12 protein-coding genes and 1 pseudogene are annotated in these 17,214 nt (G+C 65.0%); 8 read left to right on the plus strand and 5 right to left on the minus strand.

Annotation, left to right across the window (positions count from 1 at the left end; all coding sequences use genetic code 11):
- Window positions 1–1,608, minus strand: a complete 1,608-nt coding sequence (locus JF52_RS0104265; RefSeq protein ID WP_033105172.1) for an L-serine ammonia-lyase, iron-sulfur-dependent, subunit alpha — start codon at window positions 1,606–1,608, stop codon at window positions 1–3.
- Window positions 1,609–2,396: 788 nt separating this feature from the next.
- On the opposite strand from JF52_RS0104265, the gene JF52_RS0104270 reads away from it, so the two are divergent.
- The 5 genes from JF52_RS0104270 to JF52_RS0104295 all read left to right on the plus strand — a co-directional run bounded on the left by JF52_RS0104270 (window position 2,397) and on the right by JF52_RS0104295 (window position 8,601).
- A complete protein-coding gene (locus JF52_RS0104270) occupies window positions 2,397–3,140 on the plus strand; it encodes a TnsA-like heteromeric transposase endonuclease subunit (RefSeq protein ID WP_052166744.1) in 744 nt (247 codons plus the stop codon).
- Window positions 3,137–5,155 (plus strand): DDE-type integrase/transposase/recombinase, encoded by a 2,019-nt coding sequence (locus JF52_RS0104275; RefSeq protein ID WP_033105173.1) that lies wholly within the window; start codon window positions 3,137–3,139, stop codon window positions 5,153–5,155. The genes JF52_RS0104270 and JF52_RS0104275 overlap by 4 nt, the downstream gene beginning before the upstream one ends.
- 5 nt (window positions 5,156–5,160) lie before the next feature.
- The gene (locus JF52_RS0104280) at window positions 5,161–6,252 is read left to right on the plus strand and encodes a TniB family NTP-binding protein (RefSeq protein ID WP_235272359.1); all 1,092 of its coding nucleotides are present in this window, start codon (window positions 5,161–5,163) and stop codon (window positions 6,250–6,252) included.
- Window positions 6,253–6,266: 14 nt separating this feature from the next.
- Window positions 6,267–7,109: a hypothetical protein gene (locus tag JF52_RS0104285; protein ID WP_152594820.1), complete on the plus strand. Its 843-nt coding sequence runs from the start codon at window positions 6,267–6,269 to the stop codon at window positions 7,107–7,109.
- Between the two features lie 41 nt (window positions 7,110–7,150).
- Window positions 7,151–8,601, plus strand: a protein-coding gene (locus JF52_RS0104295; protein ID WP_223309011.1) for an IS3 family transposase whose coding sequence is annotated in 2 segments (ribosomal slippage) — window positions 7,151–7,526 and window positions 7,526–8,601 — 1,452 coding nt in all. Because the reading frame shifts where the segments join, the coding sequence is not laid out codon by codon here.
- A 183-nt stretch (window positions 8,602–8,784) separates the two neighbouring features.
- Here the strand turns inward: JF52_RS0104295 and JF52_RS0104300 are convergent.
- Window positions 8,785–9,027 (minus strand): hypothetical protein, encoded by a 243-nt coding sequence (locus JF52_RS0104300; RefSeq protein WP_152594821.1) that lies wholly within the window; start codon window positions 9,025–9,027, stop codon window positions 8,785–8,787.
- A gap of 171 nt (window positions 9,028–9,198) precedes the next feature.
- Here JF52_RS0104300 and JF52_RS0104305 point away from each other — a divergent pair, with 171 nt between their 5' ends.
- The 3 genes from JF52_RS0104305 to JF52_RS0104315 all read left to right on the plus strand — a co-directional run bounded on the left by JF52_RS0104305 (window position 9,199) and on the right by JF52_RS0104315 (window position 12,302).
- Complete coding sequence (locus JF52_RS0104305; protein ID WP_033105178.1) at window positions 9,199–9,822, plus strand: hypothetical protein; 624 nt, start codon at window positions 9,199–9,201, stop codon at window positions 9,820–9,822.
- A gap of 170 nt (window positions 9,823–9,992) precedes the next feature.
- Entirely contained in the window at window positions 9,993–11,393 is a 1,401-nt protein-coding gene (locus tag JF52_RS0104310; protein ID WP_033105179.1) for a DUF3238 domain-containing protein, read from the plus strand.
- 462 nt (window positions 11,394–11,855) lie between these two features.
- The gene (locus JF52_RS0104315; protein ID WP_033105180.1) at window positions 11,856–12,302 is read left to right on the plus strand and encodes an SRPBCC family protein; all 447 of its coding nucleotides are present in this window, start codon (window positions 11,856–11,858) and stop codon (window positions 12,300–12,302) included.
- Window positions 12,303–12,891: 589 nt separating this feature from the next.
- Here the strand turns inward: JF52_RS0104315 and JF52_RS0104320 are convergent.
- From JF52_RS0104320 to JF52_RS17980, 3 genes and pseudogenes are all read right to left on the minus strand, one after another.
- Window positions 12,892–14,688: a DUF5635 domain-containing protein gene (locus JF52_RS0104320; protein WP_084595561.1), complete on the minus strand. Its 1,797-nt coding sequence runs from the start codon at window positions 14,686–14,688 to the stop codon at window positions 12,892–12,894.
- A 97-nt stretch (window positions 14,689–14,785) separates the two neighbouring features.
- A complete protein-coding gene (locus JF52_RS17975) occupies window positions 14,786–15,436 on the minus strand; it encodes a DEAD/DEAH box helicase (RefSeq protein ID WP_372460296.1) in 651 nt (216 codons plus the stop codon).
- 21 nt (window positions 15,437–15,457) lie between these two features.
- Window positions 15,458–17,175, minus strand: a pseudogene (locus JF52_RS17980) (TOTE conflict system archaeo-eukaryotic primase domain-containing protein); the annotation flags it as partial.
- Between the last annotated feature and the right edge of the window lie 39 nt (window positions 17,176–17,214).

Raw genomic sequence — 17,214 nt, forward strand, 5'->3', positions numbered from 1 at the left:
TCAGCACTCGATGACGTTGACCGCGAGACCGCCCTCGCTGGTCTCCTTGTACTTCGTCGACATGTCGGCGCCGGTCTGACGCATCGTCTCGACGACGGCATCCAGCGACACGTAGTGCTGTCCGTCACCGCGCAGCGCGAGTCGCGCCGCTGTGACGGCCGTGGATGCGGCGATCGCGTTGCGCTCGATGCACGGGATCTGCACGAGCCCGCCGATCGGGTCGCAGGTGAGGCCGAGGTGGTGCTCCATGGCGATCTCGGCGGCGTTCTCGATCTGCCGGTTGGTGCCGCCCATCACCGCGGTCAGCCCGCCCGCTGCCATTGCACAGGCGGAGCCGACCTCGGCCTGGCAGCCGCCCTCCGCGCCCGAGATCGACGCATTGGCTTTGAAGAGCGAGCCGAGGGCCGTGGCGGTGAGGAGGAACCGACGGATGCCGCGGCGACGGTTCGCCTCGGCGACGAGGGCCGGGTCGGGCTCGCGACGTTTCGACTCGCCTTCGGCTCGCTCAACGCGTTTCGTCTCGTCGCTGCGCTCCTCGCTCAACGACCCGCGGCGCTCAACGCGTTTCGTCTCGTCGCTGCGCTCCTCGCTCAACGATCCGCGGCGGCTGTCCCCGGCCGAGAAGCTGAGGAGGGCGCTACCGACCAGTTCGCCGTAGGGCGTGACCGCGTTGCCGGAGCCGAGCCCGGAGTCGGCGAGGAACCGCCACCAGTACATCGCGACGGCGGGGAGGATGCCGGCGGCACCGTTCGTCGGCGCGGTGACGACCCTGCCGCCCGCGGCGTTCTCCTCGTTGACCGCGAGCGCGAACGCGCCGAGCCATTCGCCGGGGATCTCGCGTCCGCCTTCGGTTTCAACGCTCTCGAGCTGCTCGCGGATCATTCCCGCGCGACGCTTGACCTTGAGGATGCCTGGGAGCACACCGTCCGCGTGCAGGCCGGCGTCCACGCATCCGGCCATCGCGTCCCAGATGGCGTCGAGGCCTGCGGCGAGCTCTTCTTCCGAGCGCATCGCGAGTTCGTTCTCCCGCGCGACATCGGCGATCGAGAAGCCGTGCTCATCGCAGAGTGCGAGCAGCGAGGCCGCGTCGGTGTAGCCGAACGGCAGGGATCCGGCGGCGACCTGCGCGTCTTCTCCCTCACGCCGGATGAAGCCGCCGCCGACCGAGTAGTACGTCTGTTCAGCGAGAGCGTTCCCGTCGATCCCGAGCGCAGTGAGCGTCATGGCATTCGGATGCCCCGGCAGCCGCGTGCGCGGAGCGAACTGGATGTCGTCCTTCTCGAACGCGACCGCGTGCGTCCCATCGATGAGCAGCGCCGCGCCGGCGGGAAGGTCCGTCCAAGCCGAGCGCACCTCGGCGGGGGTGCAGGTCTCGGGGGCGAGTCCGCGCAGGCCTGCGACGACAGCATCCGGTGTGCCGTGCCCGATGCCGGTCGCTCCGAGAGAGCCGTACAGGGTGCACGTCACCCGTCTCACCTCGCCGAGCGAACCACCAGAGCTCAGGCGTCGGGCGAAGTCCAGCGCCGCGCGCATCGGTCCGACGGTGTGCGAGCTCGACGGCCCCACCCCGATGGAGAAGAAGTCGAAAGCCGAGACGTACGCAGTCACATGTCCAGGCTACGCCCCGCAAGCCGCCCCTCGCCGCGCTCTGCGCCAGACTGATGACATGACCTCCGACGTGCCGCTCTACCGCCGCGTCGCCGACCGGCTCGCACACCGGATCGTCGATGGTGAGTTCCCGATCGGCACGCTGCTGCCTGGCGGCGTGTGGGTCCACCGGTAATGGATCGGTTCCAGCGACCCGCGAAGTTCAGCTCCTCCACGACATCCGTAACGAGGACTTCTGTCACGTCAGCCTCGATCAACTGCTCGAGGTCGTAAACCATGGCCTTGCCGATCAGCGCCTTTCCACATCGGTTGCCAGCGCTCAACTCCACGCCCCCTCTTCCGCGATGCTCGCTGTCGACAAGCCGACGCCTCGGGGGCAGCATCCACCTGCTTGTCGGTGGGACCGGTCGCCGAGACCCCACACATCCCGTTTCCGCAGAATCACGCGGACGAACAGGCAACGACGACCTCAAGCTCCTCTGATTCGCATCAGACGCGCTCGGAAGAGGCGCAGAAACAAAAAGAGTGCCGGGATTCCGGCACTCTTTTCGTTCGCTACTTCAATACTCTGTGCGCCCGAAGGGATGTCGTGTCTCACTCCAGTTGTCCGATTCTCACGGACCTGTCGAGTCGTCTCACTCCGGTTGTCGGATTCTCACTCCAGTTGTCGGGAGAGCGGCGCGCCGCGTAGCGCTGCTCCGAGGCGGGAGTAGCTTGCGGTTTAAGCCGGGAGGTTCCACACGAGCGCTCTGATCGGGTGCGGGATTCTCCGGAAGGGAGAGTTCTCCGTGACCTTGACCCAAGACTGGCTCGCCGCGATCGATGGGACGAACGCACTCGCGGCCACGATCGAGTTTTCTAGACACGGCCTCCTCCAGCACGCAGACCCCGTTGACGCGGCGCGCGTGATGTTCGAGGATGCGGATCCGGTTCGCGAGTTCCCGTCGTGGCCGGGCAAGCGCAACTTCGAGGGCAAGCTGTGGATGGCCTCGACGGGCCGGCACGTTCCGTTCGAGTCGTTCTGGGAGCGCTCGTTCCTGACCTCGCTGGACCGGACGGGGGATGTCGTCGGGGTGGCGAGCCAGCCGATGTGGATCCGCTGGCGGTCACCGAAGCGCTCCCACGCGCCCGACTATTTCGTGCGCCGCTCCGATGGGAGTGCGCTGCTCGTCGACGTGAGGCCGGTCGAGTTGATCAAGCCCGAAGACAGCATCAAGTTTGAACTCACTCGTCGCCTTGCTGCCGCACTGGGATGGTCCTATCTCGTCTTCGATCAGCTTCCCGGCGCCACCCAGGCGAACCTGCGCTTCCTGCTTCGGTACCGCGAGCCTGCGTGGCTGGAGGGCGTCGACATCGCCGCGCTCGGGCTCACCGGTCAGATGAGCTTGGGCTCGCTCGCGGCGACCCTCGGTGGCGTTGCCCGCTCAGGTGTCGGCGCCGCGTATGCACTCGTGTGGAGCGGAGTTGCCGTGGCGGATCTACGACGTCCCCTGTCGATGACGACCGTCGTCGACCTCGGAGCGGCATCATGAGCATTCACCCGGGCGACATCATCCGGTGGCAGGGCGGAAGCCATCAGGTCGTCGCGATCCGACCCACCTATTTGACCTTGCGCGCCGTCGACGGCGACGGAGACGACGTGGAGGTGCTCGCGGCCGATCTGCAGCATGAGGGGGAACCTGCCGCACAGGCATCGCTCCGCTCACTGCTGGACATGCGCAGCCTGCAGGACCTCGACGCGCGTGACCGCAAGATCGTCGACGTGTGGCTGGAGGAGCTCTCGCGGTTCGACAAGCTCGTGGCGGCAGGCGTGACGAAGCCGGAGGCGCGGCAGCAAGTTATCGACGACGTCAACCGTCGTCTCGGAACCGACTACGGCCCGGTCAAGGTCTCGCGCCAGCAACGCGCTCTCGAGGAGTTCGGGGTGAGCGGTCTTCTCGATCGACGTCGCCACGGCCTGGCTGACATGCCCGGTCGCTCCTACGACGAGCGCCTCATCGACGCGATCCTGACTGTCCAGGCCGGCCAGGAACGGAAATCGACGGGCACCGGAACGCGACTGATCTGGCTCGTCCGCAGAGAGCTGGACGACCGCTTCGGCGAGGGCGTGGTGTCGATGCCGAGCCGCGCGACGATGTACCGGCTCCTGAGCGAGCTCGACGCTGGCAAGCACACGCTCGGGACGGCCCGTACCCGGCGCACCACGGCGAATCAGCCTGATCACATGCACGGGGTGCGGTCGGGGGTTCGACCAGGTGAGCAGGTGCTGATCGACACGACGCCGATGGAGATCCTCGTCGAGTGCGACGGTGAACCCGTCCGCCCCGACCTCACCCTGTTGCTGTGTGAGGCGTCGAGGTCGGTGCTCTCCGGGATTGTCACCGTCGGCTCTCGCAGCATCGACCTGGTGGTGGTCCTTGCCCGCGCTCTCGTGCCGTACGCGTCCCGCCCGGATGGTGTGCGTGCGAACCGGCGTCAGGTGTCGGAAGCGTGGACCGGCGCGGACGGGCTCATGGTTGAGAGGTTCGAGGCGATGCGTGACGCGCAGCCGTACGTCTTCCCGGAGTCGATCACGACCGACCGTGGTGCGTCGTACGTTTCTCGGCACTTCTCGGATGCGTGCCGGACGTTGGGGATCTCATTGACGGTCAGCGCGGGGTACTCGCCGACGCAGAAGGCGAAGATCGAGCGGATGTTCCGCACCGTCAAAGACCAGTTCACCCAGTACGCGATCGCGTTCCTCGGGCAGAGCCCCGATATGCGAGGTGACGAGGTAATCGCGACGAGCCAGCTGCTCACCCTCGAGCAGCTGCAGGAGCTCTTCGAGGACTGGGTCGCGGTGACCTGGCAGAACCGGCCCCACAAGGCGCTGCGCGACCCCCGCAACCCTCGGCTGATGCTGACCCCGAACCAGATGGTCGCCGCGTACCGGGAAGTCGCTCCGGAGCTGCAGGTGCCGCTGACGGCCGAGAAGTACATCGCGCTTCTCCCGACCGAGTGGCGTGTGATCAACCATTACGGCGTTGACATCGACCTGCGTGTCTACGACTCCACGGAACTCGGCCCGCTGCGCAAGAAGCGGTCCCCGCACCATCGGCGGCAAGGCAAGTGGCCGTTCCACGTCGACCCCTACAACCCGATGACGGTGTGGCTGGAGCTCGGTAACCAGTTCCTCCCGCTGGACTGGCGGTCCCCGTACAGCGGCGCTCCGATGGCTGACGAGGTGTGGCGGGTCGCGCGTGCTCAGGCTGCCGCTCGCGGCGAGAGCGAGCCGAGTACCGACGACCTCAACGAGGTGATGCGCCGGTTCATGTACAAAGGCAACGCCTGGCCGACGGCTCGGCAGAAGAAGCGTGCGATCAGCGCACGGACGGATCCGTTGGCCATCACCAACCAACTCCCACACATGGCACCCGCAGCCCCACCGGGCGGCGAGCTTTCGGCTACTGGTGACGTCGGCGACAAGGAAACCGATGTTGTCGCGGCGAAGCCGGCGTGGCCGGTCGCGGCACCGTTCGGGATGACCCGGTCGCCGGATGAGACGTGACCCCGATGTTCGATGACCTGCTGGGAGACTTCGACTTCGACGCCCCGTCCACCGACTTCGACTACGCCACAAAGGAAGGATGGCGCGAGTTCGTCGAGTTCGTCGCGCAACGGCCACTCTCGATCACACTGGCCGAGTACGACGCGATGGACTCCTCAGACCGTGCCCTGTTCAACATTGCACGCGAACGGTTCATGACGCTCGGCGCCCGGGTCGCGACGCCATCGCTGCGGCAGGTCGCGGTGGCGATCCGCCACGCGATGACCGACAACCGCTCCCCAGACGCCAGCAAGTCCGGGGTGATCATCTCCGGCCGGCCAGGTCTCGGGAAGACCACCGCGGTCCAGGAGTTCGGCAGGGCGTTCGAGCGAGCCCGACGCCAGCGCGCCACGGCCTCGCAACGCAACTTGATCCCCGTCGCATACGTGCCCGTGCCGACGCACGCGACGGCGAAGACAATGATCACCAAGCTCGCCGACTTCTACGCCATCCCGTACTCCCGCAACGCGAACTACGAGGTCCTCCTCAGCCGCGTGAGCCATGTGATGCGCGAATGCCGCACGGAACTCGTGATCATCGACGACATCCACCGGCTCGATCTGCACTACCGCGGCAACGAACAAGTCGCCGACGCTCTGAAGGAACTGTCCGAGAGGTGTCCCGGCACGATGGTCTACGCCGGGGTCGACGTCGCCCGCAACGGCCTGTTCTGGGGCTCGCGCGGCGAGCAGATCATGGCCCGATTCGAGCTGGTCAAGTTCGACACGTACGGGACTGGCGAGACAGCTGATGCCTCGGTGTGGGGTCGCATCCTCGTCGACCTCGAAGACTCACTGTGTCTGATCTCGCAACCTGACGCGGAGATACTCACGGTCGCTGCGGAGCTCCGCGACCTGTCCCGCGGTTCCATCGGCCGCGTCGCCAGAGCGGTCCGCCGAGGCGCGCGCCGCGCCATCGAGCTGCACACTGAACGCCTCGACCTTGACGACGTGCTCGCGTCGCTGGCGAAAATCCGTGAGGCGGAAGGCTGGGTCGAGGAAGAAGAGAACCGGCCCTCACCGCGGCCCAAACGAGGCCGACCTGCTCGCGCGAAATGATGAGGCCGCTCCCCGTGCTCATCGAACCCTTCACGGGTGAAACCGTCGGCAGCGTCTACCGCAGGCTTACCAGCCGCAACGCCGTGCCGGCCGGGGAACTGTGGACGACTATCCGTTACGAGCGCCCGCGGCTTCCTCTGCGTACAACACCCGAGCTCGTGCCGCGGCTGGTCGAAGAACTCGCCGACCTCCCGACTGGATTCTTCGACGGTCGCCGCTCTGACCGCCTGTTCGTCCGCTGTATTCACGCCGACTGGCGACACAGCAACTGCCCGACGTGCGCCCCCCTGCCGTCCGCGGTCACGAAATGCAGGCGCTGCACCGGCGGCGAATCCGTTGAAGTGCGAACCCGGATCGGAGCGGTGTGTGCGCGACACCGCCGATGGCACTACGCGGGAGCAGACCGCGACCTCGCGCGAAGCGCCGACTTCTTTCGCGCGGAACGATGCCTCACCGGCACGCTCTGGGAACGCGGCATCGGACCCGACACCGGCGAACTGGAACTCGCCACAACCCTTCTTCGCGCCACCGATCTCGGACAGGAGGGCGTGTCTCATCGAACGGCGCTTGCGCGCCACTATCCCGAAGCGGTGCGTCTCGTCGCGCTGACAACAGAGCCGTGGGCGGAGCAGTTCCTCGCGAACACGAACGTCGGACCCATCCAGGTCGCCGCGCTCGTTGAAGCAGCGGTGAACGCGGTGACCGCGGGCACGTCGCACGACGTCGACGCTGTCCGCGCATCTTTTCACGTCGAAGGCCGCGAAACGGTCATCGGTCTTGACCGACCCGTGCGGCTTCGGCACGGGCGGTCCCCGGGCCCCTACGTGTCAGGGTTGAGTGAGTCCACCGGTTTATAGCAAGTCCGCCTCGTGGGGCGAGTTGAAGGATCACCAATCTGATGAGTTTGAGTTCCCCGGTCGCGGTCGTCGCGGCCGATGATGGAGTCGTGAGCGCACCCTCGATCCCGGACGGGCCGACGCGTCGGCGTTCGTTCTCGCCGGGCCAGAAGTTGCAGTACCTGTCCGAGTACGAGGTCGCGTGCGAGACGGGTGAGGGCGCGGGATACCTGCGCCGACATGGCCTGTACTCGTCGCTGATCTCGGAGTGGCGCAAGCAGCGCGACGCGGGTCTGCTGGAGGGCAAGAACCCCGGCGAAGCGGTCGGTCGTCCCAGCGCCGCGCAGGCCGAGAACGCCCGGTTGAAGGCGCAACTGCGGAAGGCCGAGGTGGAGTTGTCGATGACGCGGACGGCGTTGGAGATCATGGGAAAAGCGCACGCGCTCTTGGGGCAGATCTCCGAGAGCGCGGACACCGACCCGCGGCGCGGGAAGCGCTCATGAACACCTACGTCGAACTGGCCGCCGCGGACGTGCCGACCCGGCAGGCGGCAGCCCTGACCGGCGTGGCGCGTGCGACCGCGACCCGCGCCGCCTCCCGCGCACGCCGACCGGACCCCGAGCCGCCGTCGGCTCGTCCTGCCCCAGCGAACAAGCTCTCGAGCGTCGAGCGGTCGCTGGTGCTGTCCACGCTCAACAGTGACGAGTTCGTCGACAAGCCGCCGTTGCAGATCTATCCCATCCTGCTCGAGCGCGGCGAATACGTGGGCTCGGTCTCGACCATGTATCGGGTGCTGCGCGAGCACACGCAGGTACGGGAGCGGCGCCGGCTCGCGACCCATCCGCCGCGGAAGGTGCCGGAGCTGATCGCGACCGCCGTCGGGCAGGTCTATACCTGGGACATCACGAAACTCGCCGGCCCTGTCAAAGGCACGTACTACGACGCGTACGTGATGATCGACATCTTCTCCCGCTACATCGTCGGCGCCATCGTGCACGCCTGCGAGGACGGCCTACTCGCCAAGGAGATGATGACCGACGCGTTCGGGATCCACGGCACCCCCGAGGTCGTGCACTCCGACGGCGGCCCCTCGATGACGTCGAAGACCGTCCGCACCCTGCTCGCCGATCTCGGCGTGACCGCGTCCCGCTCCCGACCGCACGTGTCCAATGACAACCCCTACTCCGAAGCGCTGTTCAAGACGATGAAGTACCTGCCCGTCTTCCCCGACCGGTTCGTCTCCCTCGCCCACGCACGGCAGTTCCTGGACGAATTCGTGCACGCCTACAACCACCACCACCGGCACACCGGCATCGGCATGCACACGCCCGCCGACGTGCACTACGGGCACGCCGACGCCATCGACCGCGACCGAGACGCCACACTCGAGGCCGCCCGCCGCGCCCACCCCGAACGGTTCACGACGCGACAGACGCGACCGAAGATCCTCGACCGAGACCCGGCCGCGTGGATCAACCAGCCACCAACCGACGAGATCCAACTCGCCGCCTAACACCCACCGGCCTCACTCGCCTTGACAAATTCCGGGCCTCGATGAACTCGGTAAGAGAATCCTGACGTTCGCCCCGCGGGTCCGAGCCACACTCCTGCGTCACACCAACGCCCGCAAGCCTCCCACACGGCGACCGCGCCTCTCATCGAGGCATGGACACTTGTGAGCACGCGGCTCCGCACGTTACCGATTCGACTCGAACCCGTCGAGGGCGAGACCGTCGACGGGTTCACGAAGCGGATCGCCCAGGCGCACCAGTGCGAGGAACGCGACATCCGTCGAATCGTCTTGGAGCACCTCGGTCGCAGCTGGTGGCCTGCAGCGGATCAGTGTGTCGTCGAGGTCATCGAGCAACTCGCGGATCTGGCACCGGGCGCCCTGAGCGCAGACTTCGAGAAGCACGGCATGTGGGTCAGATGCGGTCACCACAGTTGGCGACCAGAGAAATGCAGTCGGTGCGCTCGGTTCGCCGAACCCCGCACCGCATGCCCGGAATGTTCCGGCGGCCTGGCCACCACGACGATCGGCCGCGGTGGGGCGCTCTGCCTCACCCATCACCATTGGGCGTACCGAGCCCTGCGCGCCGACGTAGCCGGCATGCCCGGCTACGAGAGTGCGGAACTGCTGCTGCGATCACAGCTCTGGAAGCGTGGCGTCGCCCTCCACACCGGAGAACTGAACCTTGCCGCAGCGTTCGTCCACGCCTGGCACGAAGGGACACAAGCCCCGTCCCGCATCGACGACCGCATGGCGCGATTCGGTATCCGCTGCCTCGACACCTACGAAGAAGTGTTGCTGTGCGCGTACCCCGAGATCATTCGCTTGGCCTGCGTGCTCACATCGCCGCGCACGATCACCCTGATCCTAGACGTGAGGACATCCGCGCTCACTCAGACCGACCGCCTGCTACCCGCGGTTGCGAACGCGATCGGCGACGAACTCAACGACGCCCTGTGCGCCTTCACTCTCAGCGTCGTCGGTTACGCCCACCGGGCCATGCTGTACATGTACGGGCTCCGCAGGACACCGCAGGTGAAGTATCAACTGTGCCCACTCAACCGTGCCCTTATCGTTGCCGCCCACAGACAGCGCGCGTGTCTTCTCCGCCATGCGATCCCGCAGTCCCTTCCGGACCTCGCATGCAAGCCGATGGACGCGGCGCCGCCGTCTCGTGTCATCCGCAAGTGGCAGGTTCTGGTCGATGAGCTTGCACTGACGTGAAGTACAGCTCTCGACCCACTCATGAGAGGGGACGGGCATCCGTATGCCAAGAACTATCGAGGGCGCGCTGGTCCTGACTTACAGCGGTGGAGACGGCTGAACGGCATAGGGCTCGGGCCGCCGCCAGCAGGGGGTCCTGAACCCAGTCTCGTACCAACGAATCGAGTCTCATGACACACTGGAGCTTCATAGATGCGGAACTGGAGAGATTCATGAAGCTTGCAAGTCGGCGCTCACGCGCCACGATCACTGTCGCAGTTCTAGCCCTTGCTATCAGCTCTGGGACCGCCACCACAGCCTTCGCTGTTGCTGAGGCGCCGTCGCCGTCAGACTTCACAATTGAGTCGACATCAGAGGGCTTCTCAGTAGTTTCGGGCGACGATCTCGAGGCTCGGACGCTCTCGGCCAACGAAGAGGCTGGCCAGACAGTGTCATACGTTCAGGGTGACGACGGTGAAGTCGCGACTCTGCTTGAACTGGAGTGGTTGGAGCGGCAGAGCGGGGACGCAGAAGATCGAAGCGGCCAGCAACAAAACGAACCGACCCATATCGATGCCGATGGCAATCTCGTGGCTACTGGTGGCGTAACTCCTGACCAGACCACGCTGCCCGCTCAGGTGGGCAGCAAGCCTCTCGTTGCCGTTCTTAGCACGTCGTCCGAAGTACAGATTGCCCTCGGCGAACTGTACCCGGCCGAAGCCACGGTTCTTCGTGACGGGCATCCTGTCGGGACGACTACCGGCGGTGTCTACCGTGACATTTCAGTCGAGCCGGGTACCGCTTACAGCTACTCCATCGAGTCAGTCTCCACGAAACGTGACTCGGTGGTTGACGAGCCGCTAGATGCATCCTCGCCGGTAGCAGACCCCGAGGCCATGTCGCTTTCCTTGGTGGCGCACACTATGCCTGCTGAGGCACCGTCACTGCGCAACCTGGACGCTGCGGTCACGCCGTACGCTGTTCCCACTCAGCAGCTGAACCAGTGGATTCACATGACCTACATTCCACAGGAGACAGTGCCGATTGCGTGGTACGAGGGAATGGCCTGCAGTGGCGCGACCGCCTTCAAGGGCGACAATCGCGGAGACACTTATCCGAGCGACTTTTCCCTTCCCTCGCACCGTACAGCGATCCGCGTTGCTGCAAACTGGCAGAACCCGGAACCATGGAACATGTACTGGGAAAAAAGCACCGGTGTCACCCGGAAGGTCGTGAACGGCGTTGTAACAGAGACAAAGCAGGCCAGCACGGACGGTATTCAGGTCCTGGACACCTGGATGACCGGCAGCGTTGCTCACTTCGATATCCGACATGACGTCGCTGACCCGTTCTGCTCTGTCGGCAGTGTGAAGTATCGCGAGACGGTGCAATTCTGGAAATCAGGAGCGGTGGCCGTCAATGGCCGCCACAACAACGTTCCGAACCATGAGTCCTACGCGTCATACAACTACGACACCCTGGGCAACCAGGTCTACACGAAGGTCTGGAACTTCAGCGACGCGAGTTACCCGTGTCTCGTTGGATGGATGGCTTGGTGTGACAAGTCCTACACTGCTTCACGAAACTTCTAACTGCGGCGAGCCGGAATTGTGATGCTGCGTGGGGCTCGCGAGGCCGATCGCGCCAGGACCGTGTGTTTTGGCGTTGTCGGCCTCGCGTCGCTTGTCCTCTCCTTCCTGGGTTGGTGGGTTGTTGCTTCGCTGATGAGGCCGGGAACGATTCCCCTTGATCGAGTGGCATTGATGGTTGGCATCGTCGCGGCCGCGGTGTCGGCTCTGGGCGTGGCAGTATGGCTCGCGGCGATACGGCCTCGTACATGGTGGGCAGTCGCAGTGCCTGCCGTTGCACTTGTATCCGTGGTGGTGATGTCCGCGTTCGCGAGTGGCGGTTGGTTAGCTGTCGTTCCGTCTATAGCGTTTTTCGGGCCAGTGTTCTTTGCTTGGGCTTTTCTTTGGCGTGTTTCATGGATTCTGGCGAGCCGTGCTGAGTCACGCGACCGCAGGACCGCCCGAGTCGAACACGCAGGCAAGTAGATGGTCTCCCGTTTCACCGTTACCACTCAGTCGAGCGCCGCACCCTCGGAGCTCTTTGACATCTCGCTCGATATCGAGGTACATGTTGCATCGATGGCTGGCACTCGCGAGCGCGCCATCGATGGCGTCACGGATGGACGAATCCGCCTCGGGGAAGAAGTTACGTGGCGCGGCCGTCATCTCGGGGTTTGGTTCACGATGTCGTCGCGCGTGACTGAACTCTCGCGGCCTAGACACTTCGTAGATGAACAGACGTCCGGGCCCTTTCGTGCCTTTCGCCACGAGCACTTCTTCGAGGCAACCCCGGGTGGTGGCTGCCGTATGACTGACGACATCACATTTGCCTCACCCATTTTCGGGCTCCTCGCGGAGCGCCTCATCCTTTTGCCGTATCTCCGTCGGCTGATCGTCAAACGAAACGTCGAACTGCTGAGACGGGTGGAATAGCCATAGCCTTGCAGTACGGTTTGCTTCCGCGTTGCGGAAGGCGAGAGCTCGGCGAGGCTCGGACATCGCCAAGGTTCTCGCGATGGGGCGAAAGTCCGGCGATAGATCTCTCAGAGGTTCGTGACACCTTCTGTGAGACAGATCGCGTCAAGTGCAAGACAACTCGACGTGAAGAACCCCAGATCAGCCATGACGTAGGTCGACAACTGTCGTGAGATCCGACAAGGGACTCGAACCCCTAACCTTCTGATCCGTAGTAATCGGGTTCTTCGCCGAGATCCGCGTGATTCCGGGGGAGTTCTGGCATGGTTCACACATTGGTGCACACACCCCCGTGCCAGGCCGCAACGGGAGACATCTCCCTACCTACGGTGGGATTTGAACCCACAAAGACCGCCAGCTACCTCGATCAGGCACCCCGGTTCCACGCGGATTCGATCAGGTCAGGGTTCCGATTCGATCAGCCGGATCGGCCTCGATTTGATTCAGTTGTTGCCACGGTGTTGCCATGACGACGGACCGACGCCGGATCGAAGTGGGCAGAAGATCGCGTTCGTTCAGCAGCGCACTCTCTCCTCGCAGAGTGCTACTACCTCAACACGAAGTGCGCGTTGCGGCCCGCGGCGTCGCCCCGGGCCAGCAGATCGCCCTCCAGCCTCTCCAGCGCCCCGCGCGCGCCTTGGGGTGTCATTCCTGTCAGCACTGCGAAGTCCCCCGACGTGATGCGATCGTGGTGGTCGAGCCAGCGACGCACGATAGTTCGAGCATCGTCGGCGCTCGGTCCCACGTACCAGAGCACTCCGCGCCGTTTTAGTCCGGCTGCATCGGCGACTCCGCTGAGCACGGCCTTGCGTGACATCGCCGACAGAACCCACACGTCCTTGTGGGATTCAATGATCGGCTGTGCATCGAGCACACACATGGCCGTTGTTTCGAGCGCTTCGGCGGCTTCGCTCGCCGACCGCTGAAGGAGCGTGGCCATCTCCGTCGCTGTTGTAAAGGGGTTGTGGAGGAGTGCGTGGATGACGAGAGCGACCTGAACGTCACGTTGTCGCGCTGCGGGTTGGAGGCGTGTTGTCAGCCGCATGATGGGCACCACCGGCGCGCCGCCGACGAGCCTGGCACGCACCCGAGGGCCAGAGTCCTCAATGATCCTCGGCGGCTGGTGGCCGAGCGCCACCATCTCGCGATACATGCGGTCGACACCGATTCCCTGCTTGTCAACAAGCCCGAGGGCAAGTGCAGCGTCCGCAAGCGCCGGCGACCGGCTGAACCGTTGTGTAAGGAGGTTGTCAGCTGTGACCCCGCCGACGAACCCGCCCGGCGAGACCACGGTGAGGGAGTAATCCTCCTCAACCCATGTGACTGTTGTCGGTGCGTGCTGGTTCCAGTCCCGATGCACGATCCCATTGAGAATTGCCTCACGTGCTGCGCGGGTCGGAATGAGCCTGACAACCCGCTCAGCGAACTCTCCCGCGATCGTCACCCGATCGTTGGCAGCATCCATCAGTGCCTCGACCCGCGCGACCTGTTCGAGCAGACTCACTCCCTGAAAGCTCTCCTCGCGCGCGAGCACATCCCCACCTTCGACATCAAGTCGAGTCCAGCTCAGCCAGGGACGCGGTGCAGCGCAGAACAACAATGCGCCAGCTTCCGTGAGGAAACCCTCGACGGTCAAGAGGCCGAGCTGGCGGAGCATGTCTTCGGTCGAAGCATCCGCGATGTCTGTCGCGCTGGCATCCTTGAGGTCCCGCCGCCCCAGGTAGCCTCGCGCGACCGCGATCGCGCCCGGAGTTACGTGATGGGTGGTCAGCGAGCTGGGTCGCGACATCGGGTCCCACCCCGCTCGCCCCTGACGATGCAACCACCATTGACCACGGTCGATCGGCACTGATGCTGGCCCGACGCGCCATCGGAGCCTGTCGCTGGTGTCCTCGACCGGTTCCCGCGCCTCGGGTACATAGAGAACCAGCAGTCGGATGCCCTGTTCGACGCGTTCGATGACATCAGGGGCGATGTCGATCCGACGGTAGATCTGCTGTCGCAGCCACTCCGCATCCAATTCCGTACCGAGCAGATCGCCCGCTTTGTCTTCGATCCCGACGATAAGCGCCCCGCCGCCTGGAGTGTTTGCCATCGCGGCAATCTCGTCGGCGAGATGGTCGGCCGCCTTCGTATTCTCGCGGTTCCCCGGCAACAGCCGACCGCCGGACCCGCGGCGCCCTGCCTCTTCTTTGATATCGACGCGCTGGCGTTCTACGTCGTCGGGCAGCGCCCCCGTGCGGATCTGCGCGAGGCATCGCTCGACCGCGTCTTCCGCGCGGGCGCGATCGGCGAGCAGTTCCGTGCCCGGCTGAAAGGGAACCAGATCGCTCGACTCAGACATGGCTTTCAGTTTACGCATACCCCTAAAGAGAAAGTGCCTCGCGGCATGGCGATTCGCTATCCATTCGAACCGAGCGCGCGTCGGGGGACTTTTCCTCTCAGCCTGAGTCGTTCACGACCGAGAATCCTTCCTTCGCCACCACGCGCCGACGACGATTGTGCATCCGCTCCAGTATCGGTACGGCAGCGTCGCGGAAGTCGTGAACAACGGCGGCTACATCCGCGTCGACGCCGCGCGTAACCCGACCGACCTGCTGGATGATGCGACCCTTGAATGAGACCGGCACCGCGAGGAACAAGGCATTCAGAGATGGCAGGTCGATCCCCTCGCCGGCGATCTTGTCGATCGCGACGAGTACGAACGGCTCACGCGCCGCGTCCAAGGATGCGAGCCGGTCACGCAGTGTCCGCCGCTCCGCGGCACTCAGCCGACCGTGAAGAGACAGCACCGGGACCTCGGTGCGCGAAGCGATCCCTTCAGCAAGCACATCGAGGTGGTCGAGCCGGTTCGTCAGCACCAACGACCGACGGCCTTCCTCCGCTGCACGGACGACGTGCTCGACGATAAGCGCATTGCGGACCTCGTCGAGCGCAAGTTCGGAATAGATCGCCTGAATCGAGGGTCCATCTGCTCCAACTTCTTCGGTGGTGAACGCGGTCTCGTGCACGATGAAACTGCGCGCCTCAGCGGGTGCTGCCGTTATGGTGTGCCGGATCGGTCCGCACTGCATCGTGATGAGCCCGTCCATCTGGTCGGCACGATAGGGAGTCGCCGTGAGACCAACCCACTGCCGCACACTCACCGCACGGATGGCAGCCTCGACGGCAGGCGCGGCGACCGCATGGCACTCGTCGACGATGACCTGCCCATACTCTTCGAGCACCGTCGGGTCCCCGCTACGGTGGGCGATCGACTGCATCATGATGACGTCGACGATCCCCCGACGCTTACGGCGCCCGTTACCCAATTGCCCGATCTCCTTGTCGGTGATGGAGAGAAACTGAGTCAGTCGCGTTCGCCATTGCTGGAGCAGCTCGGCACGGTTGACGAGAATCGCGGTCGGTGTCGCGCGTTCGGCTATCAGCGCACATGCGATCACGGTCTTGCCCGAACCTGGCGGGGCGACCAGCACTCCTGTGTTGTGACGCCGCAGGGCCGTAACCGCGTCCCGCTGGTGATCATGCAGTTCGCCCGTGAACACCACATCGATAGATGTGCGCGCCGCCACGTCGACCGACACCTCGACCTGGAAACCAGCATCCGCGAGCACGTTGGTTACCTCGTCGAGCAGGCCGCGGGGTAGGCGCAGTTCGCCTTCATCATGCTCGAAGCATGTGACGAGTCGTGGGATGCCGAACGTGCTGAATCGCTGCGCCTGCCGACGATAGAACTCCGGATTCGAGACGGATGCTGCGTGCTTGAGCTCGGTGATCACCAAGCCGGGAAGACCCTCCACAGGAATATGCACGACCGCATCGCGACGCACCACGATCCGTCGTCCCGCGATGCGGGCAGCCTCAGCCTTGACCGCCGCCCGGCGAGGCCTCGTCGCAAGCGACTCCCGCGGCCCGGCAGACAATCGACTCGAGTTGGTCGCGAACTCACCCACCCGCTCGGCCGGCACAGGGCTGACAGCAGCGAGCGCAGCGAACTGATCCGCGAATGGCTCCCAGGTCTCAGGGTCGGCAAACACCGTCGTCCCTCGGCGGCGAGAGTCGCCCTGGAGCGGAAGTGCGATGAGGTTTCCGAGACGCAGGCGTCCAGGAGAGCGCGCCGGAAGGGTGTCCTGGGAAGGAAAGAACCGGTCGTAGCTCGACATCGGCATCGACGTTTGCTCTGCCATCGCCGCGCGCAGCATCGCCGCTCCCATCGCCCGCGCGGTCGCGGCGGGCACCGCTGCTTCGAAGAAGACCCAGACATGCGCGCCCTCCCCCGAGCGCGAGATCTCGGCAAGGGCACCGATCCGAGCCTTTTTGCACGCGGCGGCATACGCCCGGGCATCCTGTCGCCAGCCGCCATCATCGAAGTCGCACACGAGAAGTCGACAATGGTCGTCCGGCAGGAGCGGTATAGACCGACGTGAAACTCACGATCACCTGTCCGCCCGCCGCGAAGATGCTGCTCAAGAACCGCATCCGTCAACGGGAGCAAGTCACCATCAGCCGTCGCGTCGGTGAAGAACCCGCCCCGCACGGCCGGGCTCCAACCCTTCTTACCAGTGCGACGACTCACCCACGGCAGCGCGTAGGCGTCGGTGCGACCGGCGAATCGGGCGCGAAACAAGGCAAGCTTCTGCTCGGGCGAGGATGCAGCCGTCACCGCAGTCACCCGCTCGTTAACCGCGTCGCGGAGTCCGAGCGCTGCAGACTCAGTTCGCGGCACGGCCTCCTGCTCGATCTCCTCGAGGGCGCGACGCGCGACCGCGAGTTCCTGTTCGAGCTGACGAACACGCTCCCGCGCCTCTGCCAGCCGGCCGCTACCATCCACTCCTCGACCGTATCTCGGTACGCCACCACACGAGTTGCG

The organism is Microbacterium profundi (genome assembly GCF_000763375.1).
GTDB classification, from domain to species: Bacteria; Actinomycetota; Actinomycetes; order Actinomycetales; family Microbacteriaceae; genus Microbacterium; species Microbacterium profundi.